Below are 24,090 nucleotides of genomic sequence, written 5' to 3' on the forward strand. Positions count from 1 at the left end.
CTTGTTGCTGATATTTGCGCGCAGCCTGGTCACCGACATGTGGGCATTGATCGTCAAACGGCAGGCCGCACCGGCTTAGTCGCGCTGCGGGCGCTCCGGCTTCAGACAGTCTGAATATAGTCGCGCATCGCCTGCGCATCTTGTTCGATACGATCCATCCGATATTTGACGAGATCGCCGATAGACACAAAGCCGATCATCGCGCCGTCCTTCACGACCGGCAAATGGCGAATCCGCCGCCGCGTCATCAGGCCCAGTGCCGCAAGGATATTATAGTCCGGATCCACGGTTATCGGTGGTGAGGTCATCACGTCGGCTACCGATTTGTCGATACCGTCCCGGCCTTCGCGCGCCACACAATGCACGAGATCGCGTTCGGACATGATGCCGACAACCTCGACACCTTCGACGACCGGAACCGCGCCGATCCGTTTGTCAGCGAACAGCTTCACCACGTCCGACACTGTCATGTCCGGGGTCGCCGTGATCGTGTCATAGTCGCGATTTTCCAGAATGAGGCTGATCGTCATAGCGTCTCTCCCAATCGCTTGCGGGACCAATGATGCGCTTTTTCGGACGCAAAGAAAAGGTGCCCGCCGATATCCCGGTACGCGCGAATGTTCGGTGGGCCCGTGCGCTCGCCTGGTCAGTTTCGCCCTGTCGCGCTTGATGATGCAGTCCACAGCGCCCAAATGATAGAAATGACAGACAGCCAATCATCGCTCGACGATCCCGACTATTCAGAATTCGCGTGGAGACGCTTTCGCCGCATATTAAAGGCGATGGCGGTCGTATCGGTGCTGACCGGGCTCGTTGCGCTGGGTTGGATGTATTATTTCATTGGCGGCATGACGATTGCCATTGCGCTGGCAACGGTGCTGGGCGTCAGCCTCACCGTCTTCATGGCGGCTGCTCTGATGGGACTGGTTTTCCTCAGCTCAGGCTCGGGCCATGATGAGCAAGTCGATGCGCAGGGCAAGAAGAGCGCCCAGCATCGCAATCTCAAACCTTAGGCAAACCGTTTAGGCTTCGGCCGCCGCGCTCTTGTCGTCGTCATCCGACGGCTTCTTCGTGGAGCGTGAACGCCGTGCTGGCTTCTTCTCCGAAGATCCGTTGAGCTGAGCGCCGTCAGCTTCATCATCGGACGCATCAACCGCAATTGCTGCAGGCAGCCGATCGGCCTCGATGCTCTGCTCATCTGTCGTGGCTTCCGCCGGGGCCGCATCATCGCCACGGCGAGAGCGCGGCTTGTGCTTCTTGGACTGATCGTCGGATTGCTTGCCAGACTGATGCTGATCGTCGCGCTTGTCGCCGTCCTGGCCGCGCTGTTTTGCCTTGGCCTCTTCGCGCTCGCGCTTCTGCTCTTCCTTGCGCAAATTCGTTTCGGCGAGGACGCGGAAATAGTGATCGGCGAACTGAAGATAATATTCGTTCATCACCCGATCGCCCTGCTGGTGCGCATCGCGCGCCATGGACTTGTACTTTTCGCACAGCTGATTGGCATTGCCACGTGCGCGATTGTCCAACCGGTTTCCGTCATTCGGCCCACGATTGTTGGAGCGACCGCCGCGGCTGCGACGACGACCCGAATTGCGATTATTCATCAAGGCTAAAAATCCTCAGTCCTTCGTTTCCGGAAAAAGCGTGCACCTCTGCGCGCTGCTTCGTCAGCCGGGCCCATCCCGGCCGCTCGGATACATATCCCCACAGGGCCGGTAAAACCGGTCCCGGTGCCAGCACCGCCGGACATCAGCGGTATGACGATGGAGATCATGGGGTGAAGGTTTCAACGCTGTGAGCTGATGGAACCTCCGTTCCGTCCATCGCCATATCCGCTACGTTTTGCCAATTGCAAGCAAAATAATAGCGGCGGTCAGACTCTATCTGTGGATAAGGAGGCAGCGGTCATGGCCGGCCAAATCGGCCCGAACCGCGCTTTTCAGGCCCTGTTGCGCACAGATTCGGGCCACATGCCCCGCCTGTCCTGCACCCAGTTCCAGACACGCAAATCCTTCAGCGGTCAGCAGATTGGCAAGTTGCGGAACAATATCCCGGTAATCGGCCAGCCCTGCGTCATCTGCGTAGAGCGCGGATTCGGGCTCGAAATCGGCCACATCCGGCATCAGCGTGTCGGCAGGATCGACATAGGGTGGATTGCAGAGGATCAAATCGAAACGCTCCGTCTCGCCCTCCCCCCAGTTGCCGATCCGGAACAGCGCGCGATCAGCCAGGCCCAACCGCTCGGCATTGCGCCGGGCATAATCGAGCGCGGTTTCGGACGTATCGATGCCGATACCCCTCGCCTCCGGCCATTCGCTGAGCGCGGCCAGCAGCAGGGCGCCCGAACCGGTGCCGAGGTCGAGAATCATGGCCGGTGGACGATTGCCCAATGCCTTCACCGCTGCCTCGATCAAGGTTTCGCTATCGGGCCGCGGGATCAGCACGCCGGGACCGACGCGAAAATCCAGGCTCCAAAACTCACGCTGGCCGAGAATATAGGCCAGCGGTTCATGTGTCAGACGCCGCGCGACCAGCGCATCAAATTCATCCGGGCGGGGTGCGTCCAGCGCATTGAGCAGCATCGCCTCCCGGCTGGTGCCGAGTGCATGCGCCATCAATAATTCTGCATCGAGCCGCGCCGTATCGCTGGTCTTTGCCAGCCGCGCGCTCGCCGCGCGCAGCGCGTCGCGGACGGTCATCGCGCTCAGCCCTCGTCGATATGGGCGAGCCGCTCAGCCTCATCTTCGGCAATCAGCGCGCCAACCAGCTCATCCAGCTGGCCTTCAAGGATCTGCGGCAGCTGATGCAGGGTCAGGTTGATCCGATGATCGGTGACCCGGCCCTGCGGGAAATTATAGGTCCGGATACGCTCGGAACGATCGCCCGAACCCACCATGGATTTGCGCGCACCGGCATATTCGGCTTCAGCAATCGCCCGCTCATGCTCATAGAGCCGCGCACGGAGCACCTTCATGCCCTTCGCCTTGTTCTTGTGCTGCGACTTTTCATCCTGCTGGCTGACCACGATCCCGGTCGGCACATGGGTGATACGCACGGCGCTATCCGTGGTGTTCACCGATTGACCGCCAGGGCCGGACGCGCGGAACACATCGATGCGGAGATCAGCTTCGTCGATCTGGACATCCACCTCCTCGGGCTCGGGCAGCACGGCCACGGTTGCTGCCGATGTGTGGATGCGGCCGCCACTTTCGGTGACCGGTACGCGCTGCACGCGATGCACGCCGCTTTCGAATTTCATCTTGGCGAACACACCCTTGCCGGTGACGTTCGCAACGACTTCCTTATAGCCGCCGACATCCGCGCCGCTGGTCGAAATCAGTTCAAAACCCCAACCCTGTTCCTCGGCATAACGCTGATACATGCGCAGAAGATCGCCCGCGAACAGCGCGGCTTCGTCGCCACCCGTTCCGGCGCGCAGTTCAAGCATCGCCGGCCGATCATCGGCGGCATCCTTGGGCAACAGCTTCACCGCGAGCGAGCGTTCGGCATCGGGAATCGCGGCCTTCAGCTCCTCGGCCTCAGCCTCCGCCATTTCCTTCATTTCCGGATCGGCGAGCATCTCGTCGAGCGCCGCCAATTCTTCCCGCAACCGTTTCAGCTCCCGCGCGGTTTCGGCAACCGGCTCAAGCTCGGAATATTCCTTGGAAAGCTCGACAAATTTGTCGGGCGCCAGATCACCCGCCGCCATCTGGCCCTGCAGCTCTTCATGGCGCGAAAGGATCGAATCGATCTTGTCGGTGGAGATGGTGGTCATGAAGGGCGCCCGGTCCGATTGAACTCTTGCGTCATTGCGAGGAGGCCCGAACCTGTTTCGGGGCGACGCGGCAATCCAGTGTGGCGTGAACTGCCCTGGATTGCTTCGCTACGCTCGCAATGACGGTGAGTGGAGATGGTGGTCATGGCAGCTATGTTTCACTTCCGCGGAATAAAGCAATGTCTCGTCACCCTGAACTTGTTTCAGGGTCTACTTCTCAACTCGCTAAGATGGTGCCGGTTGACGAGTGGATGCTGAAACAAGTTCAGCATGACGGGTACTATCTGATTCGCAGACTGATTGAGCAAGAATGGTCATAGAACTCGAAAACCGGTGTGGTCACTACCTTCAAGTTGATGATATGGCTCCGGGAGATTTCCGAGAACGTCCATCAAGAAATCTTCCGCGTCAACGTTGCCATCAGACAGATCAGTCAGGTGCAATCTCCGGTTCGGATCGTCCTCGTCTCGGACAAACAATATGCCGGCGGCACCCGCTCGTCTTGCCTTGTCTGCTCGCTTCTTCGCGCTCCCTCTCAAAACAGTAAACGTGCTGTATCCGCGAACGCGAAGGTGGGTCGCCAGCCGATTGGCCTCGTTCTCCATGGATGGATGGTCTGGAATAACGGCAATCAACAACTTGCCCGGCAAATCTTTCGCATCGATCAACATCGCCAACCGCTCAATCCCCGCAGCCCAACCAACCGCCGGCGTCTCGGGCCCGCCGAGCGCTTCGATCAACCCATCATAGCGGCCACCGCCGAGTACCGTACCCTGCGCACCCAACCTGTCCGTCACAAACTCAAACGCCGTATGACGATAATAGTCGAGCCCGCGCACGAGCCGGGCGTTACGCTCCCAGGCAACGCCCGCCGCATCGAGCCCGGACGTCACGGCATCGAAAAACGCAGCCGCCTCGTCGCTCATCACATCGTCGATGCCCGGCGCCGCATCGGCAATCGGCCGATCGCGCTTGTCCTTGGAATCGAGAATGCGCAGCGGATTGCGGGTCAGCCGATCCTGACTGTCTTCGGACAGATCGCCCTTATGCGCTTCGAAATGGGTAACCAGCGAATCGCGCCAGGCGTCCCGCGTCGCGCTATCGCCGAGCGTGTTGAGTTGCAGCGTCACGCCATCAGAAATGCCGAGTTCGCTAAGGAGCTGATCCGCCATGACGAGCAATTCGACATCGGCCGCCGGCTCGGCTGCTCCGATAATCTCGGCATCGAGCTGATGGAACTGCCGGAAACGGCCCTTTTGCGGGCGCTCATAGCGGAACAGCGGGCCATGGGTCGCCAGTTTGAGCGGCACAAATTGCTGCCAGCCATTGGTGAGATAGGCGCGCGCTATGCCGGCCGTAAATTCCGGGCGCAGCGTCAGGGAATCGCCGCCGCGATCCTCGAACGAATACATTTCCTTCGACACCACATCGGTGGTCTCACCGAGCGACCGCGCAAACACCGCCGTCTGCTCGAACACCGGCACCTCGACCCGGCCAAAGCCGTAGAGCCGCCGCACCCGATCGAAGGTATCCACGACATGCTGGAACCGTTCGGCCTCTTCGCCGAGCATGTCCTGCGTCCCGCGGATTGCGTGAGGGGTATTCTTTCCCATGGGCGCGGCCTTAAGAGTTTTTCGGCGCGGGGGAAAGACGGCAGCGTATTGCAACTGCATACTATCAGTGATTCCTCTACTCCGATGATGTCGAGCAGCGTCGAGCGAAGCCGAGGCGCGCCTGTCGAGACACTGTCGATGCGCCTTCTCGACTTCGGTCTCGGCTTCGCTCGACCTACGCTCGAAACAAACGGATTTATGAAAACGCACAATCGCTTTTTGTGTGCCGAGCTATTAGAGACTCGTCTCATGAATATCGACCGGATAGCGATTGGCGATAATCCGCCTGACAGCCTGAATGTGATCATCGAAGTGCCGGTGGGCGGCGAGCCGGTGAAATATGAATTCGACAAAGAAAGCGGTGCGCTATTTGTCGATCGCATCCTCCATACGCCGATGCGCTACCCGGCCAATTACGGCTTCATTCCGCACACATTATCGCCCGATGGCGACCCGCTCGACGCGCTGGTGGTTGCGCGCTCACCCTTCATGCCCGGCTGCGTTGTGCGCTGTCGCCCGATCGCGGTCCTCAACCTGGAGGATGAGCATGGCGGCGATGAGAAGCTGCTCTGTGTGCCGATCGATGCGACCTTCCCCTATTACCGCTCAATCGGCGAAGGCGGCGATTTGCCCGAGATCGTGATGCAGCAGATCGAGCATTTCTTCACCCACTACAAAGATCTTGAACCCGAAAAATGGGTGCGGGTCGGCAAATGGGGCGACGCAGAAGAGGCGCGCCGGATTGTCGTCGAGAGCATCGAACGCGCGGAGCAAAAAACATGAGTGATACCGAACGCAGTTGGTGGTGGCGGTGCGCAGGCGCCGGGCTGATCGTGATCGGCATCAGCCTCTATTTTGGCATGATCCCCAATATCGAGGGCTGCGCGCCGGACCTGGACGCCAGCAATTTGGGGTCGATCATTGCCTTTGAACTGGTGCGTAATCCCGCCGATGTCGCGGCGCTATTTGGTACTGCGCCCTGCACCGAGCCCTTTGTGGTGGCGATGCGCCATGCGACCTGGGTCGATGCACTGCTGTTCATTCCGGCCTATTCGGCCTTTCTGATCTGCGCGCTTCTGGCGCTGCGCGGCTATGGCCGTTCGCTCGCCTCAGTTGGGATCGCAGCAGTCGCTGCGGCGGCGATCTTCGATCAGATCGAAGGCTTTTGGCTGTTCATGATCATGGACGGGCTGCCCGGCAGCCAGGGCGAGATTAACTGGCTGATACCGGCGGTGCGCGCCAAATTCACGCTGCTGGGCATCGGGGCGATCGCGATCGGCGTATTGCTGACCCGGCATCGCGGCATGGGATATGTGTTTGGCGCGCTGGTCGCGCTGGGCGGCGTCGGCACCATGGCGCTGATCATCCGCGACGAATATGTGTCGGTGACAATCCAGGGATCGGCGATCAGCTGGCTCGCGCTGTTCGTGGTTGCGTTCCTTTATGCGATCATCCGTATGAACCCGCGCGCTTTGGTCGCCGATGTGCAGTCCGCCGAGGAGCCGACCGAATAGCGCTCTACTTTCTGGATTTCTTCTTGCGCGGCTTTTTCTTCGGTGCCCGCTCGCCCGCTTCGATACCAAATCGTGCCCATTCGCGCATCGCATCGGGATCGTCATACACATCGAGCGGTGCCCGCCGATAATTCATCGTGCCGATCTTGCCGTCCTTGCCGGTGAATTCGAACTTGCCGAGGCCCTCCGCCTCAAATGCGGCCTCGTTCGTGGCATCACTTTTGAAATAGAGATCGCCATCATCAACCAGCGCGAAAACGACGCCCTCGCAATAGAGCACCGCGCCGCCCATCATCTTGCGCATCGTGACCGTGCCGAGGGGCTCGAGGCATTCTGTCACCCATTCTACCAGGCCTTCATCGACACTCATGATACCGCCGCCTCCACCATCTCCGCCTTTTTCGGCCGCCGCCAGGCAACCAGCAAGCAGCCCGAAACGATCAGCACCGTGCCGGCGATTGTCGTCCAGGTCACCGCTTCGCCGAAGAAATACCAGCCGAGGATCGCCGCCCAAATGAACGCGCTATATTCAAGGCTCACCAGATATTGCGCCTCGGCCCGCGCATAGCCCCAGGTCACCAGCAACAGCGATACGATGGCGAGCGCGGCGGCACCCGAGAGCGCAGGCCAGACATCGAGATCCGGCACGACCGCGAAGAACGGCGCGACCAGCAACAGGCAGGCAAAAACGATAATGTTCTGGAAAAAGGCAATCTCGACCGGCCCGGCGATCAACGCCATCTGCCGCTGGAGCACGAGGTTATAGGCATAGGCCGTCGCCGAACACAGGATCGCGGCGATTCCCCATTGGGCGTCCGGGCCAAACTCGCTGCCCATCTTGCCGATCACGATCACCACCACACCGGCAATGCCGAGCAATGACGCGAAGATCGCGTTCTTGCCGATGCGCTCCTTGAGCAACACAGCCGCGAGATAGAGCGCCATCAGCGGGGCGATGAAGGATAGCGCCACGCCCTCGGCGAGCGGAACCCGCACCAGGCCCCAGAAGAATAGGAAGGCCATCACGGCAATCAGTACGCCGCGGATCATGTAGAGCCGCATGGAAGCCCGGCTCGGTCGCCGGCGCGGTCGCCCGAAATAGAGCGCGAACATGAAGACGACACCCGCAGCATAGCGCCACAGGACGGCGTTATAGGCGCCAAGCGTGATCGAGAGATCCTTCATCACCGCGTCCATCGCCGAAAAGAAGGCGAGACCCGCCAGGACCATGAGCACCGGCATGATAATCGGGTGCGATTCGGGGGCGGCCTGGCTGCTCATACTGGTCGCCATAGCGGCGCTATCGCCTTGCGGCGAGGCCCCAATTTGGTAAGTCGGGTGCGGAAGGACATCGACAGATATGACGAGCCCGCCGGATGGCTTCGCACCCCATTTTCGCAAGAGCCCACTCACCGATCCCTGGGAGCCGCTTTTCTACAAGCGCACCGACATGGCGGTTATCCTTGGCATCACAGCCGATAGCCAGCACTGCAATTCGCGCGGCTTTGTCCATGGCGGCTTGATCACCGCGCTCGCCGATAATGCGATGGGCCTCTCCTGCGCTGCCAGCCATGAGAATGTTTCCGGCCTGGTGACGATCAGCCTGCATGTCGATTTCGTGCGCGCCGCCCGGATCGGCCAATGGCTCGAATTTGAAACGACCTTCATCAAGCCGGGCAAGAATATCGACAGCGCCCAAGGCCGGGTGCTGGCTGACGGCGAAGTGTGCGCGCTGGTCGGCGCAACCTTCAGTGTTGGCCAGTCGATCCCCGATAAGGGCGGAACCGACTAGACCGCCAGTTTCATCGTCGAACAGGCTCGAGACAGTCCCAGCCCGCGCTTCATGGCCGGATAGCTGCGCACCATGGCTGCGGACGCCGCGAGCTCGAGCCGAACCGTTTCGCCATAGCTTTCTTCAATCTGATCGCCGAGTTCAAAGGCGGCATCCGATTGGGTCGCGATCGCCTCGCCAAAGCGGAAGGCCAGCGCCTCATCGCCCTCCAGCTCCCCACCACCGGCGAGCGCCTTGTTGATTGTATCGCGCGGGATCTTGTCGACCAGCGCCCATTGCGCGCAGGTCATCGCACAGGGCCCGCAATCCTCAGCCAGCGTCGCGCCGAACCGGGCGATGTGAAACAGGTCCGCAGGTGCCGAGTGGCGATGCATCGAGGCCGGCATGAAATGGGTGAACTTTTCAAACGCCCCGCCCGGCGCACGCACCAGCGCCTTGAGATAGGCCTGCTCGCTTTCATCGATCTTGTCGCCGGCGGCCATCATGAACAGCCAGCTCGGCATGCCGGCGGGCGAGATGCGCTGGCGGACGATCAATATGCCGACCGCGACCAACACCATGATCGGCGGGCCGAGCACGCCGGGAACGTCCTGAATGAAGCGATCGGGCGAACAGATGCCGACGATCAGCTCATAGATATGCAAGATGCCATGGGCGAAGAGCCACAACACACCCGCCAGCGCCGCCATCCACCGCATCTTGGGATCCTTCGCCGCATAAGCGAGCATCAGCGCGGCGGCCAGATAGGCCAGCCCGATATCGGCGATGAAATGCGTATTGGCAGGCCCGGTCGGCGGCACAGTGGGCACGGCATAATACCAATCGAGCGGCGCGAGCAGCATGAAGGCGCCATTGGCGAGTGCAAACAGGGCGACCAGCGCGATGATGATCTGGGCCAGGCGATCGAGCGCGTCATAGGGACCGGACATTCTCATTCTCCTTATTCGGATATCATTTGTCCGAATAAGGAGAATGTGTCAATGGAGCATCTGGAAACGAGCCGATGGAAAATTGGCGCGGCGCGCTTATAATCGGACATAGAATATCGCAATTAGCGGGAACGGAGCGAGGATGCAGATTTCCAAAGGCGTAGAATGGGCGGCCCATGCGGCTTCTCTGATGTGCGCATTACCGCCCGGCAAAGGGCTGCGGGCCGAGGCGTTGGCCCGTTATCACGGGGTGCCAGCCGCCTATATGGCGAAACAGATGCAAGCGCTCTCCAAGGCCGGCATTGTCCAGGCAACCCGCGGTAAACAGGGCGGCTATCGCCTCGCCAGAACAGCCGACAAGATTACGCTATGGGACATCATGGCCGCGATCGAAGGCAGCGCACCGGCCTTTGCCTGTACCGAGATCCGGCAAAACGGACCATGCGGCGCAAAGCCCGAGCAATGCCGCCAAACCTGCGCAATTGCCGCTGCCTTTTATCACGCCGAAACCCTGCTGCGCGATCATCTCCGATCCGTATCGCTCACCACCATCGCCGCCGGCGTCGTCGCAGAATTGCCGACCGCGCATCTGCAAGATGTTGGTGCATGGCTGGAACAGGAAGCGGTAGCGCTGGGTTAGGCTGCGCACTCTATTCCGGTTCGAACGCGTCGAAATAGGTGAAGATTTCGTCGTCGGTGCGGCTGGCGGCATTGCGCCAGGTGGGTGCGGTTTCGGGGTTGAGGAGCGCGCCTTCCGGAGACAGGACGAGGACGGTGGGCGTGCCGGTGATTTCGTCGATGCCGAAGCGCCGGGCGATATCGATATTACGTCCGTTACCCTCTTGCGGTTGAGCGACATCGACAAACACCAGCTCATAGCGGCGGTCCAGCATAGCGGCGAAGCGTGGCCTCTCGAACCAGCCGGCGAGGCCGCGACTGTCATGGCACCAATTGGCGCCCATCACGAGCAGGACACGCTTACGGTTTATCGCGGCACGGGCCAGCGCCATCGCGACATCGGCCAGCGCCGGGCGGGCTTCGTCAAAGGGCCGGGCTTCGGGATGCTCCGCCTCGGCTTCGGCGGCGGGCGCGGCGAACGGCAAAGCCGCTGCCATCACCAGTGCCATGCAGGCAAAGAGTCCGCGTCTCAGCATCGCTAGGCGTCCTCTTTGACTTCCTGCGCAATCAGCTTGGGCAGGTTGGCAATCGCGGCCTCGGCATTGTCTCGAAAACGACCGAGAAGCGCCTGTTTCTCGCTATCGGCTGGCGATACAGCGGCAATCGTCTTGCCAAAGCCATCGAGCCGCGCCTTGATCATCCATTCCTGGAGCTCGGGCTGCTGCGACCATTGGAACTGGTTCATCATGTTGACGAGGTTCGCCCGGGGATAGGTATCAATGCCATCGGGCAACGGCACCGGCTGGCCCAGGCTGTTCTTGGTCGCGTCATCTTCGTAATTGGCTTCGAGATAGGCGGTGAGCGCGGCGCTGAACGCCGGCTGCGGCACGCGGATCATCTGCAGGGTTATGAGATCGCCCTGGAATTGCGGTACGACCGGGCGGCGTTCCACCGCAGTGGCGGTGCAATCGATAAATAATGCGTCGCTTGCGGTATCCACATTGCCTTCAGCGCAGTGCATAATGCCCGGTTCAATCCGCTGGACATGACCCTTGCGGACCACATTTTTGATGGTGCGGAGGATATAAACTTCGGCTTCCGAGATAGTCGGATAATGGAACATCGCCGGGCGCACATCGGGATCAAGGCGCAACATCACTTTATCAGCTTCCAGCCGGTCAAACAGATCCTCGGCATTTTCGGCCTTGGCCAGTGCCTCCATGATCGCGACCTGGCCGCCGATCGTGCCCTCGAAAAATTCGATACCCGGTTGGGTCCGTGACCGGTTCAGCATCCAGGTATCGCGCGGGCGTACCCAGACGATGCTGTCAGGATCAGCGCCGGCCTGGATCAGCCAGACACCCACATCCATCGCGGTTTTACCCGCGCCAAGGATAACGAATTGGGACGGGACGGCCTCAGGCTGTTGCCAGAGATCGGGCAGAGCATTGGGCGGCACCAGCCGGACATCATCGGCGACCTCGAATTTCGGCGTGTGGGTAGCGGGAACAGTTGTGCCGTAATAGGTGGCATCCACCGTCTTGCCGCGAATATCGATACTGGATTCCTTGCCCGAAAGGATCGATTCAAATCGACCGTCGCCGAGATAGTTGGACAGCGGAAAGTAAGAGACACGGCCGCTTGGGAGAAAACGGCGGGCCATGATGGTGTCATAATAGGCGGCCACTTCGGAGCCCGTCGCAAGGCTGTAAAAGCCCTTGTTCAGGCCGATCACATCCTTTTCCGGCGCGCCAAGCGGCGTGGAGTTCACGCCATAGAAAGCCGATGGCTGGTGGAGCGCGACAAAGGGATACGCATCATTCCAATGGCCGCCCGGCTTGGCGTGCCGATCGACAAAGGTGATATGTGCATCCGTCTCATCAAGCAGCGTATCGGCAAAGGCCATGCCAACCGCGCCCGCACCAATGATCAGATAATCGGTTTCATAATCGGCCATTGAAGTTCCTTTTGCGGCCCCAGAATCGCAGGTGGAGGCGTAGAGTGGCGGATGGGTGTTGGGTAGCTGTTATCGTGCGGAATCGTCATCAGGCGCTTCGATCTTGCGCACGACAATCTCATCGATTTCGAGATGACGGACTTTGAGACGATCGATCTTGGCTTTGCGAATACCAACAGATCCGATGGCGAGGCGGCCAATGGCCAGTGCGCCGATGGCTGTTGCGCCGACCGCCAATGCTCCGATCGCGGCGGCACGGGCTGCACGCGCTGGAAAGGCAGCGCGGCGCGGTTCAAGCGATCGCTCGGTCGATTTACTCGGCTGCCTCGGCATGATCCTTCTCGGCCGCTTCGATTTCCGCCGCCTTTGCTTCAACCAGGGACACGATATGCTCGATCATATCGCCATCCTGGACGTGGTGATCGGTGACGCCGGAGAGATAGACCATATGCTTGCCTGCCCCACCGCCGGTGATGCCGATATCGGTTTCACGTGCTTCGCCCGGCCCGTTGACGACGCAGCCCAGCACCGAGAGTGAGAGCGGCGTGTTGATGTGCTGCAATCGTTCTTCCAGCGTCTGTACCGTGCGGATCACATCAAAGCCCTGGCGCGCGCAGCTCGGGCATGACACGACCCGGACGCCGCGGGTGCGGATGCCGAGGCTCTTGAGTATCTCATAGCCGACGCGAACCTCTTCCTCGGGCTCCGCCGAGAGCGACACCCGGATCGTATCGCCGATCCCGGCCCATAAAAGATTGCCGATGCCGATCGCGCTCTTCACCGTACCACCGATCAGGCCGCCAGCCTCGGTAATGCCAAGATGCAGGGGGCAATCCACCGCGTCGGCAAGGCCCATATAGGCCGACACCGCGAGGAATACGTCCGATGCTTTCACCGCGACCTTGAAGTCATGGAAATCATGGTCCTGCAGGATCTTGATATGATCGAGCGCGCTTTCGACCAGCGCTTCGGGACAGGGCTCGCCATATTTTTCGAGCAGATCCTTTTCGAGGCTGCCGGCGTTGACGCCGATCCGGATAGCGCAGCCATTGGCCTTGGCCGCCGCGATGACTTCTTTGACGCGCTCTTCGCTGCCGATATTGCCGGGATTGATTCTGAGGCAGGCGGCCCCGCCGTCCGCGGCTTCGAGTGCGCGCTTATGGTGGAAATGAATATCGGCGACGATCGGCACCTTGGCCGCCCGGGTGATCTGCTTGAACGCAGCGGTCGATTCCACATCCGGGCAAGACACGCGGATGATGTCGACACCGGCTTCCTCGCAGCGGCGAATCTGATCCACCGTCGCTTTGACATCGGACGTCGGCGTGTTGGTCATCGTCTGCACCGTGACCGGCGCATCGCCGCCGACCGGCACATTGCCAACCATGATCTGACGCGACTGGCGGCGCGCAATATCTCTCCAGGGGCGCAGGGACGCACTTTCCGCGGTCATTGATCCATCACTCCAAAAAGGGTGGTTTCGCGTTAAATAGCGGCTCGCACCGCAAAGTGCGAGAGGGAAAGGATAAGCCTCTCCCTTGCGCGATTAACTACATAATATTGATGTTAAACATCTTTTCTCTTCAGGGCGGAATTATTTGTACTTATGTAGAACCATCATTTCGCAGGCACCGACCCAAACAGACAGGTGCCAGCGACTCTAATCCGCCTTGGGGGGGAGAATGAGAATGATGTCATGCGCCCCCAAGCGCTACTCCGTGACCTCTACTGCGCAGCGCAAGACGCCTGGCGCTCCAGGGCCGTCCTAACCGCCGCGCTGCTGATCCTGCCCTATGCCGGCATATTGATCGGGCTTGATGTTGCCCGTCACTATGGAGCAATTACCGACGCGCCGCTTCCCGTTCAGTTCAGTCTTGCGAGCGATGGCGGCTTTGGCGAATGGCTGGAATATTCTCTCACCTTGAGCATTGCGGTGATGCTGTTCCTCCTGTGGCGGACGAACCGTTGCGAAGCTTATCTGGTCAACGCCCTACTCTTCATCTGGCTGACGCTCGACAACAGCATTGAGATCCATGAACGATTTGGCCATCAGCTGGGTCCGGCCCTGGCAGATTTTTCTCCATCCAATCTCGAGCCCAATCATCTGGGCGAAGCGATCCTGTTCGGTGCGATAGGGTTGATCTGGCTGGCCGGTTTGGCACGCACCGTCACCCGGGGTCAGCTACGGCAGGTCAGTCACATGCTGTTGCTGTCGGCAATCATCGCCGGAACTGCGGTGTTCGGGGTTGGCGTCGATCTGATCGTCTCATGGGGAGAGCACAGCCCTATCGGATTGGAGATCATCACCTTTGTTGAGGATGGCGGCGAGTTCGGTATGATCTGCCTGGCCTTCTTCCTCACTGTCGCAATCTACGATCTCGAACGCGAACAAACGCATGATGCTTCGCCAGGACTGACGCGTGAAGATAGTGGCGTCTCCGGCTAGATACGGCGCGTCATGCACTGGCTGAAGCCGTCATCGCGATAGCTGGCAAATGGCGGGCAATCCGCAAAGCCATATTTGCGATAAAGGGCGCGGGCAGCGTCATAATCAGCTGTCCTTCCGGTTTCCAGGCTGAGCCGTTGGTAGCCAAAACCGCGTGCCGCATCGATCAGGTGGCACAAGATCGCTTCACCAACACCGCGGCGGAGAAAGGCCGGAGCCGTGCGCATAGACTTCAGTTCTGCATGATCGGCGCTGACCCGCTTGAGCGCGCCAAACCCGGCCAGGTCTTCATCCTGCCATAGCGTAAAAAAGGTCACGCCCGGATCCTTTAGCCCGTCGAGTGGGAGTGCATTGACCCCATCGGGCGGCGATACGCGCACCATCTCGGCAAGGTGATAGTCAAGCAGCGCCAGCACGCGCGGATCGGTGAGATCGTCGGTCCGGATCGTGAAATCATCCATGCGTCAAATGATAGCCTTGCTCGCCCGCCATTGCTAAGCCCAAGCCATGAGCTGGAAAAAAGAGATTGAAGAACTGCGGCAACGCGAGGCGTATGCCGAGGAAATGGGCGGTGAAGAGAAGGTCTCCCGTCAGCATAATCGCGGCAAGCTCGATCCGCGCGAGCGGCTGAAACGGCTGGTCGATCCCGGGAGCTTTCGCGAGATCGGCAAGATTGCCGGACGCGGCGAGTATGACGAAAATGACGAGCTGGTCCATGCAACGCCATCGAACCTGATATTTGGCCGGGCGAATATCGATAATCGCCCCGTCGTTGCCAGCGCCGATGATTTCACGGTCCGTGGCGGCGCTGCTGATGCTGCCCTGCATCGCAAATTCGTCCAGTGCGAGAAGATGGCGCATGAGATGGGCATCCCCATGATCCGAATGATCGATGGCACGGGCGGCGGCGGTTCGGTCAAGACACTGGAAATGACCGGTTTCACCTATGTCCCGGCGGTGCCGAGCTGGGAAGACATCATGAAGAACCAGGAAACGGTTCCCGTGGTCGCCCTGGCGCTTGGGCCAACGGCCGGCATGGGCGCAGCCCGCACCGTTGCCAGCCATTATTCCGTCATGGTCAAAGGCCTGTCGCAGCTCTTTGCCGCCGGGCCCGTGGTGGCGCAGGCAATCGGTGAAGATGTCGACAAGGAAGGCCTGGGCGGCACGGATATCCATACCCGCAACGGGGTGGTCGATGAAGAAGTCGCGAGCGAAGACGAGGCCTTTGCCGTCGCCCGACGCTTCCTCTCCTATCTGCCGAGCAATGTAGATAGCCGCGCAGATCGCTGGACCAATCATGATCCTGTCGAACGCCGCGACGAGAAACTGCTCTCCATCGTCCCGCGCGACGACAAGCAGGTCTATTCGATGCGCACGATCATGGAATCGGTGTTCGACAAGGGCAGCATCTTCGAAATGGGCAAGCGCTGGGGCCGGGCTGCGATCACGGCCTTTGCCCGCCTGGACGGTTGGCCGGTTGCCGTGCTCGCCAATGATCCCTCCTTCCTCGGCGGGTCGTGGGAAGCGCTGACCAGCCAGAAGGTGAAACGCTTTGCCGAGCTTGCCGAACAATTTCATCTGCCGGTCGTCCACCTGGTCGACAATCCGGGCTTCATGGTCGGGGTCGAGGCGGAACGCACCGGTACGATCCGCTACGGCGTTGAGGCAATGAACGCGGTCTACAAGGCAAGCGTGCCCTGGGCGAGCGTCATCGTCCGCCGCGCCTATGGGATCGCCGGCAGCGCGATGAGCAACGCAGAGCGCTTCCAATATCGTTTTGCCTGGCCGAGCGGGGACTGGGGGTCGCTGCCCATCGCGGGCGGGCTGGAAGCCGCCTATAAGAGCGATATCGAAGCAGCCGATGATCCGGCGGCGCGGCTTGACGAGATCAAGGCGAAACTCGAGGCGGTGACATCGCCTTTCCGAACCGCCGAGCATTTCAGCGTCGAAGACATTATCGATCCGCGTGACACCCGGCCGCTGCTGTGTGAATTTGCCGATCTGGCCTGGCGCAAGCTGGGCTGAGTGTGAGGAGACCATCATGCGCCTTGGACTGATTACCGCCCTTTCCGCGCTGCTATGGACCAGCATCGCCGCAGCCCAACCGGCGGTGGAAGGCCGCTGGACCTTGGTGATCCACGGCGGCGCCGGTGTGATCGAGCGCGATCGGCTTACTGAGGCGCAAGATAGCGAGATCCGCACCGCGCTGACCGAAGCGCTGGAAACCGGCAGTGCGATCCTGCGCAATGGCGGCTCTTCAATGGATGCGATCGAGGCCACGGTGCGCGTCATGGAGGACAATCCCAATTTCAACGCCGGGCGCGGCGCGGTGTTCACCTATGATGGCGATATCGAGCATGATGCATCGATCATGGACGGGACGACGCGATCCGCGGGTGCTGTTACCGGCTCCACCCAAACCCGCCATCCGGTGACCCTTGCTCGCCGCGTGATGACCAACTCGCCGCATGTGTTTTTGAGTGGGTCTGGAGCCGATCAATTCTCCGCCGAACAAGGCCTGGAGCAGGTCGGCAATGACTGGTTCGAAACCGATCGCCGCCGCGAACAGCTTGAAGCAATGCGCGCCGCCGAGACGGCCGGGCTCAGCGATTATCGGGCCGATTTCAAATATGGCACGGTTGGCGCCGTGGCGGTCGATCTCAATGGCAATATGGCCGCGGCCACCTCAACCGGCGGCATGACCGGCAAACGCTGGGGCCGGATCGGCGATTCGCCGGTGATCGGCGCGGGCACCTATGCCGATAATCGCGGCTGCGCGGTCTCTGCGACCGGCACTGGCGAATATTTCATCCGGGTTGGCGTCGCCCATGAGATCTGCACCCAGATCCGCGTCCGCTTTGAGCAGCGCCTGGCCGAAGCCCGGGCCTCGGTACCGATGGATGGGGACGGCATTCCCGAATATTATGTCCATGCGAGCGAATTCGGCCTGGCGGAATCCGATATCCAGGAGATTGCCGACGCCGTGCTTGCCGAGATGGCCGGGCTTGGCGGATCGGGCGGCGTGATCGTCGCAACGCCCTGGGGCACCGGCACCTATTCCTTCACCACACCCGGCATGTATCGCGGCATGGCCGGCAGCGAGATTGAGGCGAGCATCGCCATTTATGGCGACGAATAGGCCCGCCTAGCCGACCGGCACTACCGTCACCGCACGTCGGTTCTGCGCCCAGCTTGCCGGGTCAGAACCGAGTGCAACCGGCCGTTCCTTGCCATAGCTGATCACGGTCATCCGGTTGGATGTGACGCCGCGCGCGGCAAGGTAATTGGCCGCAGCATTGGCGCGTCGCTCGCCAAGGCCGAGATTATATTCGCGGGTCCCGCGTTCGTCGCAGTGACCTTCGATCGTGACCCGCACCGATGGGTTGGCCACCAGCCACGCTGCCTGCGAATCGAGAATCGCCCGATCTTCCGGATCGATGTCATAGGAATCGGTTTCGAAGAATATCGTGTCGCTTGCGGCCTGGGCGAGGAAATCCTCACGGCTGCCAGGGATTGGACCGGTTGGGCCTGTGTTGGTCGTATCCGGGCCCGTCGTGCCGACCGGCGGCGGCGGCAGGTCTTCCGGTGCATCGCGGGAGCAGGCGCCAAGCGCAAGCGCGGATCCGGCAACCATGAAAATGGCGGTTCTGGATATCTGAGTCATAGGTCCAATCCTCTTCTTACTTGCGACGCGGCCCCGCATTATGCCGCCAATTAACGCGCGGGAGTCAATAGAGTTGCACGATAATCAGTTGCGCAACGGCGACCAGGAGGGATCCGAAGCGCCCACCGGCGTCGGCAAACGCCGCACCATCCGCCCCGTCACATCGACGGACCAGAGGCTGGGCAAGGCATTGCCGCGCGGGGTTCGGAAGAAATGAATGACCCGGCCATTGGGTGCCCAGCTTGGCCCTTCATCCTGCCAGCTATTGGTCAAAATCCGTTCGCCGGACCCGTCAGGCCGCATGACGCCGATCCGGAATCCGCCGCCCAGCCGGGTAAAGGCGATCAGATTGCCGCGCGGGCTCCATTCGGGAGTGGCATAGCGACCGCCGCCAAAGCTGATGCGGCGCTGGTTCGATCCGTCGGCATTCATCACGTAGAGCTGCTGCCCGCCGGATCGATCGCTTTCGAAGACAATTCGGCGACCATCGGGAGAATAACTTCCGCTCGTATCGATGCCGGGCGTGTTCGTCAGTCGGGTCGCCCGGCCGCCCGACACAGGAACGCGATAGATGTCGCTGTTACCATTCACCGCCATGGAGAAGACAACATAGCGGCTGTCCGGCGAATAGCGCGGCGCGAAGGTCATATAGGGCGCGTCGACGAGCAGCCTCTGGCGGCCGCTCTCTACGTCATAGATATATACGCGCGGCTCATCGTTGAGATAGCTCATATAGGTGATCGTCCGGCCGTCCGGCGCGAAGCGCGGTGTCAGCACAATCGACTGGCCGTTGGTAAGGAAGCGGTGATTGGCACCGTCGGTGTCCATCACCGCGATCCGCCGCACGCGATTATCCTTGGGGCCACTTTCGGCGACATAAACGATGCGGCTGTCAAAATAAGCGCCCTCGCCGGTCAGCCGGGCATAGACCATATCCGCACAGCGATGCGCCGCGCGCCGCCAATCGGCATAATCGACTTCATAGCCAGCGCGCTCCAGCGGCGCCTGGGCGAAAACGTCATACAAATAGCAGCCGACCGTCAGCCGGCCATTGGTGCCCGCCTGAACATAGCCCTGGACAAGATTTTGCGCGCCGACCTGGTTCCAGGCCGGATAAGCGGGCGCGGTAACCTGCGGCATGGTGACATCGCGCAGGAACTGGCGTTCGACCGGATTGAAAAAGCCCGAATTGCGCAGATCCTCTTCGATCACACGGGCGACTTGCCGGCCGAGATCTTCGGTGTTGCCAGCCGGGGTGCCGACAGCGCGAGGGGTCGGCATATCGGGCACGGCAATTGCAGTCGGGTTGGAGATCCCGCCAACCACATCGCCTTCGATCGGACCGGAGCTCGCCTCATCCTGAGCCAGTGCGGCGCTGCCCGCGAAAGCAAGACCAATGCACAGCGCAAACCGGCGAAGAGCCGAAAAAGAGGGAATGGAAACGGACATGATAGGCATGCTCCTCAGGTCAATTGCGCTGGGATGAAATTCAGGACGACATCGCTCCAGCCATTTTCGTAGAGCGCGTCGGGAAGCGGCGGCAAGGGGCAGCGCGGATTGAGAACCGCAGCGCGCGCCGCCTCGATCATCTGCGCCTGATATTGGCGATTGCCGCCCGATACGCCGCGTGCACCAAGCACACTCACCTGATTGCGACTGAGCGAACCATCGCGATCGGGCTGGATCCGGAGGCGCACCACAATATCTTCTGCGGCCGTGCCGCTCAGTGAGCCCAGATTGTAGCAAGGCCTTACCGCATTCACGATCCGGCTGATGAGATTGGATCGATCCGCACCGGTTACTGCCGCCTGAGACCGGGAGGTGCCGCTGTCATTGGTCGTACCGATACCATCCGTGATACCGGAAATCCGTGACGACCGGCGCTGCTCAGGGCGGCGCTCGGGTTGCGTGCGCGGCTCGGGCCGGCGTTCGGTGCGGCGCTCGGCCGGGCGTGGGTCTGGCGGTTTCGGGGTCACGCTGGGTTGTGGCAGCGGTTCAACCTCGGGCTGCGTCATCGGATCGAGATCATCGTCCAGATCGCGACGCTCGGCGGCCGGGGCGGGCCGATCCGCAGCGGATGCAAATTCGCCAATATCATCACTCAATGTCACGGCCACAGCCTCACGCCGCGGAACCTCGTCGCGCGTCAGCAGGGTGAAGGACAGGACCGCGAACAGCGCGACATGGCCAATGGCCGCCGCACCAAGCGCAATCCGTTCCGAGCGCTCCATCAGATCGGCTCCACATCGACAGGGTCGAGCAGCTCGACATCGTCCGCTGCCGGTTCTGCATCGCCATCATCGCTGGTATCGCTCTGCGGCAAGGCGCCATCGCCCGGCGATGTCGTCAACAGTGAAATGCGATTGAGCCCGGCCCGGTTGAGTTCGCCCATGACCAGCATGACCCGACCATAATCGAGATCGGTGTCGGCCCGCAGGAAGACCGCATGGCCCTCTGGACCCGCAGGTTGTTGCGCAATGGCCGAGAGCGTCGACGCCAGCTCAACGTCATTGATCGCAATATCGTCGACAAAGATCTGGCCGGTGCCGTCAATGGCAATCTGGGTGGGTTCGGATTCCTGATCCAATGCGCCCGCGCGGCTTTCCGGCAGCTGCACTGGCACGCCCGACGCGAGCAAGGGGGCCGTCACCATGAAGATGATCAGCAGCACCAGCATCACATCGACAAAAGGCGTGACATTGATCTCCGCCATCGGCGCACGGCGACCGCGTATCGATTGGGAGGGGAGCATCATCGCCATCGCCTAACGTGCACCTTCCAGTTCATGGCTCAGGGTCGCATGCAAGCCGTCGGCAAACCGGGTCAACCGCGCCTCGAGCCGGTTCAGGCCGTGCGTGAGCCGGTTATAGGCAATCACGGCGGGAATGGCCGCGAACAGGCCGAGTGCCGTTGCAAATAGCGCCTCGGCAATGCCCGGCGCGACCACATCGAGGCTGGTCGATGCCTGGCCCGCAATATCGGTAAAGGCGCGCATAATGCCCCAGACCGTGCCGAACAGGCCGACAAAGGGCGCAACCGCGCCGACTGTTGCAAGGATATTCAATCGATCGGAGAGCTTGTCCATTTCTGCGGCAACCGCCGCGCCCATGGCGGTTGCCAGCCTTTGCCGGGTACCCGGGCGATCGATGGTACCGTTTTTCGTGGAACGCCGCCATTCGGCAAGGCCGGCGCTGAACACTTTCGCCGCCGAATTATCGTCACCGCCGCGTGCGTCAAAAAAGCGGTCAATATCCTCTGCGCGCCAGAAATCGCGCTCGAAGCGTTCGCTTTTCTTGCGCATGCCGCCAATCTTGCGGCCATGGCTGATAATGATGGCCCAGGTCCAGATACTGGCCAGCAACAGCCCGACCATCACCAGTTTGACGACAATATCGGCCTGCAGGAACAGGGTCAGCGGGTTCATCAGCGATTCACTCGCGCCGAAATCGAATCCTCCCATAGCGGTTATTATTCTCCTATTTCCAAGCGCTTGAATGCCTCAATCCATTCGCGCGGTTGCCGTGTTGGCCGTCCCGAAGGCGCGACCAATGCCGCTGTCACATCCGCTTCGGTGAGTATGTCGCTACCGCGCATGACTCGCTGATGAATGGCACAGCTGGCGGCGCGCACTCCCTTCACATGGCTGACCACGACCAGATCGTCATCCAGCTTGGCCGGGAGCCGGTATTTGATCGCCAGATCGGCAACCGCATAGGCCCCCTCGCCTGCCTCCATCCGCGCCCGTTGATCGATGCCCGTCAAGCGCAGCATATCGGACCGGGCCCGCTCCATGAAGCGCAGATAATTGGCGTGATAGACGATGCCGGACAAATCCGTGTCCTCAAAATAGACGCGCACGGGAAAGCGATGATGCTTGCCATCGAAATAGCCGGATAGGGCCCGGTCACGTATTTCATCGCTCATGCTACCAGCCTTAGCCGGGCCGGACTCGCCGGAAAAGCATGGATTTTCGGGCTATCGCGGTGCGGGAACCGGTTGGCGCGCTAATCAAACAGACTGTCTGCTGCGTCTTTGGGAGGATTGAGCCCGAGATGCTTCCAGCCTTTGGCATTCAGCATGCGCCCACGCGCAGTCCGGGCAACGAGGCCAAGCTGGATCAGATAGGGTTCGATAACCTCTTCGATCGTGTCACGCGGCTCGGAAAGGCCTGCTGCCAGCGTCTCAACACCCACCGGCCCGCCTTTGTAGATATCGGCGATCATCATCAGATAACGCCGATCCATCAGATCGAGCCCTAGCGCATCGACTTCCAGCCGGTTAAGCGCGGCATCGGCCGATTTCGCATCGACCTCGCTCACCCCATCGACATTGGCAAAATCCCGCACCCGGCGCAGAAGCCGTCCGGCAATACGCGGCGTGCCGCGCGCCCGGGCCGCGATTTCGCGGGAGCCATCATCGGTGATCGCCAGCTCCAGCAGTGCCGCCGCGCGGCGCACCACCTTTTCGAGCTCCTCCACCGTGTAGAAATTCAACCGCACCGGTATCCCGAAACGATCGCGCAGCGGCGTCGTGATCAGCCCCTGGCGGGTCGTTGCGCCGACCAGGGTGAATTGCGGTAGATCGATCCGCACCGAACGGGCCGAGGGCCCTTCGCCGATGATCAGGTCCAGCGCGCGATCTTCCATTGCCGGATAGAGAATTTCCTCGACCGCCGGATTCAGCCGGTGGATCTCGTCGATAAACAGGACATCGCCATCCTCTAAATTGGTGAGCAGCGCGGCGAGATCGCCGGATTTCGCGATCACCGGGCCGGATGTCGCGCGGAAGCCGACGCCCAGCTCGCGCGCCACGATCTGCGCCAATGTCGTCTTGCCGAGCCCCGGCGGGCCAAACAGCATGACATGGTCGAGTGCATCGGAGCGGCTTTTCGCGGCCTCGATAAACACGCGCAGATTATCGCAGGCCGATTTCTGGCCGATAAACTCCGCCAGCGTCTTCGGGCGCAGCGCGGCATCGATATCCTCGGCCTTGCGCTCGGGCGCCACCATGCGATCGCTATCAGTCATCGGATGATAATCCCGATTATCACGCAGATCAGCAAGACCATTGTGATGAGCGGCAACAATGTGAGCGGTCGGCGCGGGATGGGAGGCGTAGGCCGTTGAGCCTCCTGGGCAGGACTATCCTGGTCTTCAGTCATAATGTTCGACCTCGCCCGGAATGGTAACCCAGGGATGTTTGCGCGCTTCCCAGACCGAAAAGCGCGGCGGCGGGAAGCTTGCATCAGTAAATAATCCAACCGGTACTGCAATCGCGTCCGGCATCGGGCCGCCCTGATACCAGACGGTCGTCCCGCAGGTCGGGCAGAAATGATAGTGAACCGGGTTGCCTTCGTCCGAGACGCGCACCCATTCGCGATCTTCACCGGTTATCGTCACCTTTTCCGTTGGCCAGCGCGCCTGTTCACCAAAGGGCGATCCGCTGCGCTGCTGGCAAGCATGGCAATGGCACACCGACACGCGAACAGGCTCACCCTCGCACCGCACGCTGATCCCGCCACAGCGACAGGCGGCTGTGTAGGTCTTGCTCAAGAGTTGCCTCCAAGGAGATCAAGTCCGCACCTGGAGCATGACTGCTCCGGCCACCAGTTAAAGGTCTTGCTAGTGTGAACCGGCCTGCCAAAGAGCTTCAACGGCATGCCGGTGCTTCCATCCTCAACAAACAAGAGAGATTTTGAACAACCGGGACAAGTCTGTACCGCGATGAACAACCACGCAGGCAAGGCGCCCAAAAAGTATAGGAAAATAGAGTACCCGTACTC

At 60.8% G+C, this 24,090-nt stretch carries 30 protein-coding genes (1 of these 30 running past the window's edge); 9 read left to right on the forward strand and 21 right to left on the reverse strand.

What is annotated here, in order from left to right; all coding sequences use genetic code 11:
• Nucleotides 1-79: the end of a lipopolysaccharide biosynthesis protein gene (locus HFP51_RS10180; protein WP_255454634.1), read on the forward strand. The gene continues 1,400 nt to the left of window position 1, outside the view; the window shows 79 of its 1,479 coding nt (coding positions 1,401-1,479); the start codon falls outside the window, past its left edge; its stop codon occupies nt 77-79.
• A 22-nt stretch (nt 80-101) separates the two neighbouring features.
• Here HFP51_RS10180 and HFP51_RS10185 read toward each other — a convergent pair whose 3' ends face one another.
• Nucleotides 102-530, reverse strand: a complete 429-nt coding sequence (locus tag HFP51_RS10185; protein WP_176875618.1) for a CBS domain-containing protein — start codon at nt 528-530, stop codon at nt 102-104.
• 171 nt (nt 531-701) lie between these two features.
• Here HFP51_RS10185 and HFP51_RS10190 point away from each other — a divergent pair, with 171 nt between their 5' ends.
• Entirely contained in the window at nt 702-1,013 is a 312-nt protein-coding gene (locus tag HFP51_RS10190; protein WP_176875619.1) for a hypothetical protein, read from the forward strand.
• 9 nt (nt 1,014-1,022) lie between these two features.
• On the opposite strand, the gene HFP51_RS10195 is transcribed toward HFP51_RS10190, so the two are convergent.
• From HFP51_RS10195 to hisS, 4 genes are all read right to left on the reverse strand, one after another.
• On the reverse strand, nt 1,023-1,604 hold the full coding sequence (locus HFP51_RS10195; RefSeq protein WP_176875620.1) for a DUF4167 domain-containing protein: 582 nt from the start codon (nt 1,602-1,604) through the stop codon (nt 1,023-1,025).
• Nucleotides 1,605-1,880: 276 nt separating this feature from the next.
• A complete protein-coding gene (gene prmC / locus HFP51_RS10200; protein ID WP_176875621.1) occupies nt 1,881-2,699 on the reverse strand; it encodes a peptide chain release factor N(5)-glutamine methyltransferase in 819 nt (272 codons plus the stop codon).
• 5 nt (nt 2,700-2,704) lie between these two features.
• Entirely contained in the window at nt 2,705-3,775 is a 1,071-nt protein-coding gene (prfA, locus tag HFP51_RS10205; RefSeq protein WP_176875622.1) for a peptide chain release factor 1, read from the reverse strand.
• Between the two features lie 314 nt (nt 3,776-4,089).
• Nucleotides 4,090-5,388: a histidine--tRNA ligase gene (hisS, locus tag HFP51_RS10210; RefSeq protein WP_176875623.1), complete on the reverse strand. Its 1,299-nt coding sequence runs from the start codon at nt 5,386-5,388 to the stop codon at nt 4,090-4,092.
• Nucleotides 5,389-5,637: 249 nt separating this feature from the next.
• Here hisS and ppa point away from each other — a divergent pair, with 249 nt between their 5' ends.
• A complete protein-coding gene (ppa, locus tag HFP51_RS10215) occupies nt 5,638-6,171 on the forward strand; it encodes an inorganic diphosphatase (protein WP_176875624.1) in 534 nt (177 codons plus the stop codon).
• Nucleotides 6,168-6,902 (forward strand): hypothetical protein, encoded by a 735-nt coding sequence (locus HFP51_RS10220; RefSeq protein WP_176875625.1) that lies wholly within the window; start codon nt 6,168-6,170, stop codon nt 6,900-6,902. The genes ppa and HFP51_RS10220 overlap by 4 nt, the downstream gene beginning before the upstream one ends.
• 4 nt (nt 6,903-6,906) lie before the next feature.
• Here HFP51_RS10220 and HFP51_RS10225 read toward each other — a convergent pair whose 3' ends face one another.
• Complete coding sequence (locus HFP51_RS10225) at nt 6,907-7,272, reverse strand: TfoX/Sxy family protein (RefSeq protein WP_176875626.1); 366 nt, start codon at nt 7,270-7,272, stop codon at nt 6,907-6,909.
• Nucleotides 7,269-8,195: a DMT family transporter gene (locus HFP51_RS10230; RefSeq protein ID WP_176875627.1), complete on the reverse strand. Its 927-nt coding sequence runs from the start codon at nt 8,193-8,195 to the stop codon at nt 7,269-7,271. Before HFP51_RS10230 ends, HFP51_RS10225 begins: the two co-directional genes overlap by 4 nt.
• A gap of 67 nt (nt 8,196-8,262) precedes the next feature.
• Here HFP51_RS10230 and HFP51_RS10235 point away from each other — a divergent pair, with 67 nt between their 5' ends.
• Nucleotides 8,263-8,694 (forward strand): PaaI family thioesterase, encoded by a 432-nt coding sequence (locus tag HFP51_RS10235; protein ID WP_176875628.1) that lies wholly within the window; start codon nt 8,263-8,265, stop codon nt 8,692-8,694.
• Here the strand turns inward: HFP51_RS10235 and HFP51_RS10240 are convergent.
• Nucleotides 8,691-9,623 carry a hypothetical protein gene (locus HFP51_RS10240; RefSeq protein ID WP_176875629.1) on the reverse strand — a complete coding sequence of 311 codons (933 nt, stop codon included), beginning with the start codon at nt 9,621-9,623 and terminating at the stop codon, nt 8,691-8,693. The genes HFP51_RS10235 and HFP51_RS10240 overlap by 4 nt on opposite strands.
• Before the next feature lie 142 nt (nt 9,624-9,765).
• On the opposite strand from HFP51_RS10240, the gene HFP51_RS10245 reads away from it, so the two are divergent.
• Nucleotides 9,766-10,263 (forward strand): Rrf2 family transcriptional regulator, encoded by a 498-nt coding sequence (locus tag HFP51_RS10245; RefSeq protein ID WP_176875630.1) that lies wholly within the window; start codon nt 9,766-9,768, stop codon nt 10,261-10,263.
• A gap of 10 nt (nt 10,264-10,273) precedes the next feature.
• Here the strand turns inward: HFP51_RS10245 and HFP51_RS10250 are convergent, their stop codons facing one another.
• The 4 genes from HFP51_RS10250 to ispG form a co-directional block, all read right to left on the reverse strand.
• A complete protein-coding gene (locus HFP51_RS10250) occupies nt 10,274-10,777 on the reverse strand; it encodes a thioredoxin family protein (protein ID WP_176875631.1) in 504 nt (167 codons plus the stop codon).
• A gap of 2 nt (nt 10,778-10,779) precedes the next feature.
• Complete coding sequence (locus HFP51_RS10255) at nt 10,780-12,198, reverse strand: NAD(P)-binding protein (protein WP_176875632.1); 1,419 nt, start codon at nt 12,196-12,198, stop codon at nt 10,780-10,782.
• Nucleotides 12,199-12,267: 69 nt separating this feature from the next.
• Nucleotides 12,268-12,531, reverse strand: coding sequence for a hypothetical protein (locus HFP51_RS10260; RefSeq protein ID WP_176875633.1), 264 nt, complete (start codon nt 12,529-12,531; stop codon nt 12,268-12,270).
• Nucleotides 12,512-13,651 (reverse strand): flavodoxin-dependent (E)-4-hydroxy-3-methylbut-2-enyl-diphosphate synthase, encoded by a 1,140-nt coding sequence (gene ispG / locus HFP51_RS10265; RefSeq protein WP_176875634.1) that lies wholly within the window; start codon nt 13,649-13,651, stop codon nt 12,512-12,514. The genes HFP51_RS10260 and ispG overlap by 20 nt, the downstream gene beginning before the upstream one ends.
• 243 nt (nt 13,652-13,894) lie before the next feature.
• On the opposite strand from ispG, the gene HFP51_RS10270 reads away from it, so the two are divergent.
• On the forward strand, nt 13,895-14,644 hold the full coding sequence (locus HFP51_RS10270) for a hypothetical protein (RefSeq protein WP_176875635.1): 750 nt from the start codon (nt 13,895-13,897) through the stop codon (nt 14,642-14,644).
• Here HFP51_RS10270 and HFP51_RS10275 read toward each other — a convergent pair.
• Entirely contained in the window at nt 14,641-15,105 is a 465-nt protein-coding gene (locus HFP51_RS10275) for a GNAT family N-acetyltransferase (RefSeq protein WP_176875636.1), read from the reverse strand. The genes HFP51_RS10270 and HFP51_RS10275 overlap by 4 nt on opposite strands.
• Before the next feature lie 46 nt (nt 15,106-15,151).
• On the opposite strand from HFP51_RS10275, the gene HFP51_RS10280 reads away from it, so the two are divergent.
• Together HFP51_RS10280 and HFP51_RS10285 are read left to right on the forward strand one after the other, a co-directional pair.
• A complete protein-coding gene (locus tag HFP51_RS10280) occupies nt 15,152-16,669 on the forward strand; it encodes an acyl-CoA carboxylase subunit beta (RefSeq protein WP_176875637.1) in 1,518 nt (505 codons plus the stop codon).
• Nucleotides 16,670-16,685: 16 nt separating this feature from the next.
• Entirely contained in the window at nt 16,686-17,783 is a 1,098-nt protein-coding gene (locus HFP51_RS10285; RefSeq protein ID WP_176875638.1) for an isoaspartyl peptidase/L-asparaginase family protein, read from the forward strand.
• 6 nt (nt 17,784-17,789) lie between these two features.
• Here HFP51_RS10285 and pal read toward each other — a convergent pair whose 3' ends face one another.
• From pal to HFP51_RS10325, 8 genes are all read right to left on the reverse strand, one after another.
• On the reverse strand, nt 17,790-18,308 hold the full coding sequence (pal, locus tag HFP51_RS10290) for a peptidoglycan-associated lipoprotein Pal (protein ID WP_176875639.1): 519 nt from the start codon (nt 18,306-18,308) through the stop codon (nt 17,790-17,792).
• A gap of 84 nt (nt 18,309-18,392) precedes the next feature.
• Nucleotides 18,393-19,757, reverse strand: a complete 1,365-nt coding sequence (gene tolB, locus HFP51_RS10295; RefSeq protein ID WP_176875640.1) for a Tol-Pal system beta propeller repeat protein TolB — start codon at nt 19,755-19,757, stop codon at nt 18,393-18,395.
• 14 nt (nt 19,758-19,771) lie between these two features.
• Entirely contained in the window at nt 19,772-20,539 is a 768-nt protein-coding gene (locus tag HFP51_RS10300) for a cell envelope integrity protein TolA (protein WP_176875641.1), read from the reverse strand.
• Nucleotides 20,539-21,069 carry an ExbD/TolR family protein gene (locus HFP51_RS10305; RefSeq protein ID WP_176875642.1) on the reverse strand — a complete coding sequence of 177 codons (531 nt, stop codon included), beginning with the start codon at nt 21,067-21,069 and terminating at the stop codon, nt 20,539-20,541. The genes HFP51_RS10300 and HFP51_RS10305 overlap by 1 nt, the downstream gene beginning before the upstream one ends.
• A gap of 3 nt (nt 21,070-21,072) precedes the next feature.
• Nucleotides 21,073-21,768 (reverse strand): protein TolQ, encoded by a 696-nt coding sequence (gene tolQ / locus HFP51_RS10310; protein ID WP_255454635.1) that lies wholly within the window; start codon nt 21,766-21,768, stop codon nt 21,073-21,075.
• An 8-nt stretch (nt 21,769-21,776) separates the two neighbouring features.
• Entirely contained in the window at nt 21,777-22,232 is a 456-nt protein-coding gene (locus HFP51_RS10315) for a YbgC/FadM family acyl-CoA thioesterase (RefSeq protein WP_176875643.1), read from the reverse strand.
• An 80-nt stretch (nt 22,233-22,312) separates the two neighbouring features.
• Nucleotides 22,313-23,335 (reverse strand): Holliday junction branch migration DNA helicase RuvB, encoded by a 1,023-nt coding sequence (gene ruvB / locus HFP51_RS10320; RefSeq protein ID WP_176875644.1) that lies wholly within the window; start codon nt 23,333-23,335, stop codon nt 22,313-22,315.
• Between the two features lie 126 nt (nt 23,336-23,461).
• Nucleotides 23,462-23,860, reverse strand: a complete 399-nt coding sequence (locus HFP51_RS10325; RefSeq protein ID WP_176875645.1) for a GFA family protein — start codon at nt 23,858-23,860, stop codon at nt 23,462-23,464.
• Between the last annotated feature and the right edge of the window lie 230 nt (nt 23,861-24,090).

This window comes from Parasphingopyxis sp. CP4 (genome assembly GCF_013378055.1).
In the GTDB taxonomy this organism is placed as follows: domain Bacteria; phylum Pseudomonadota; class Alphaproteobacteria; order Sphingomonadales; family Sphingomonadaceae; genus Parasphingopyxis.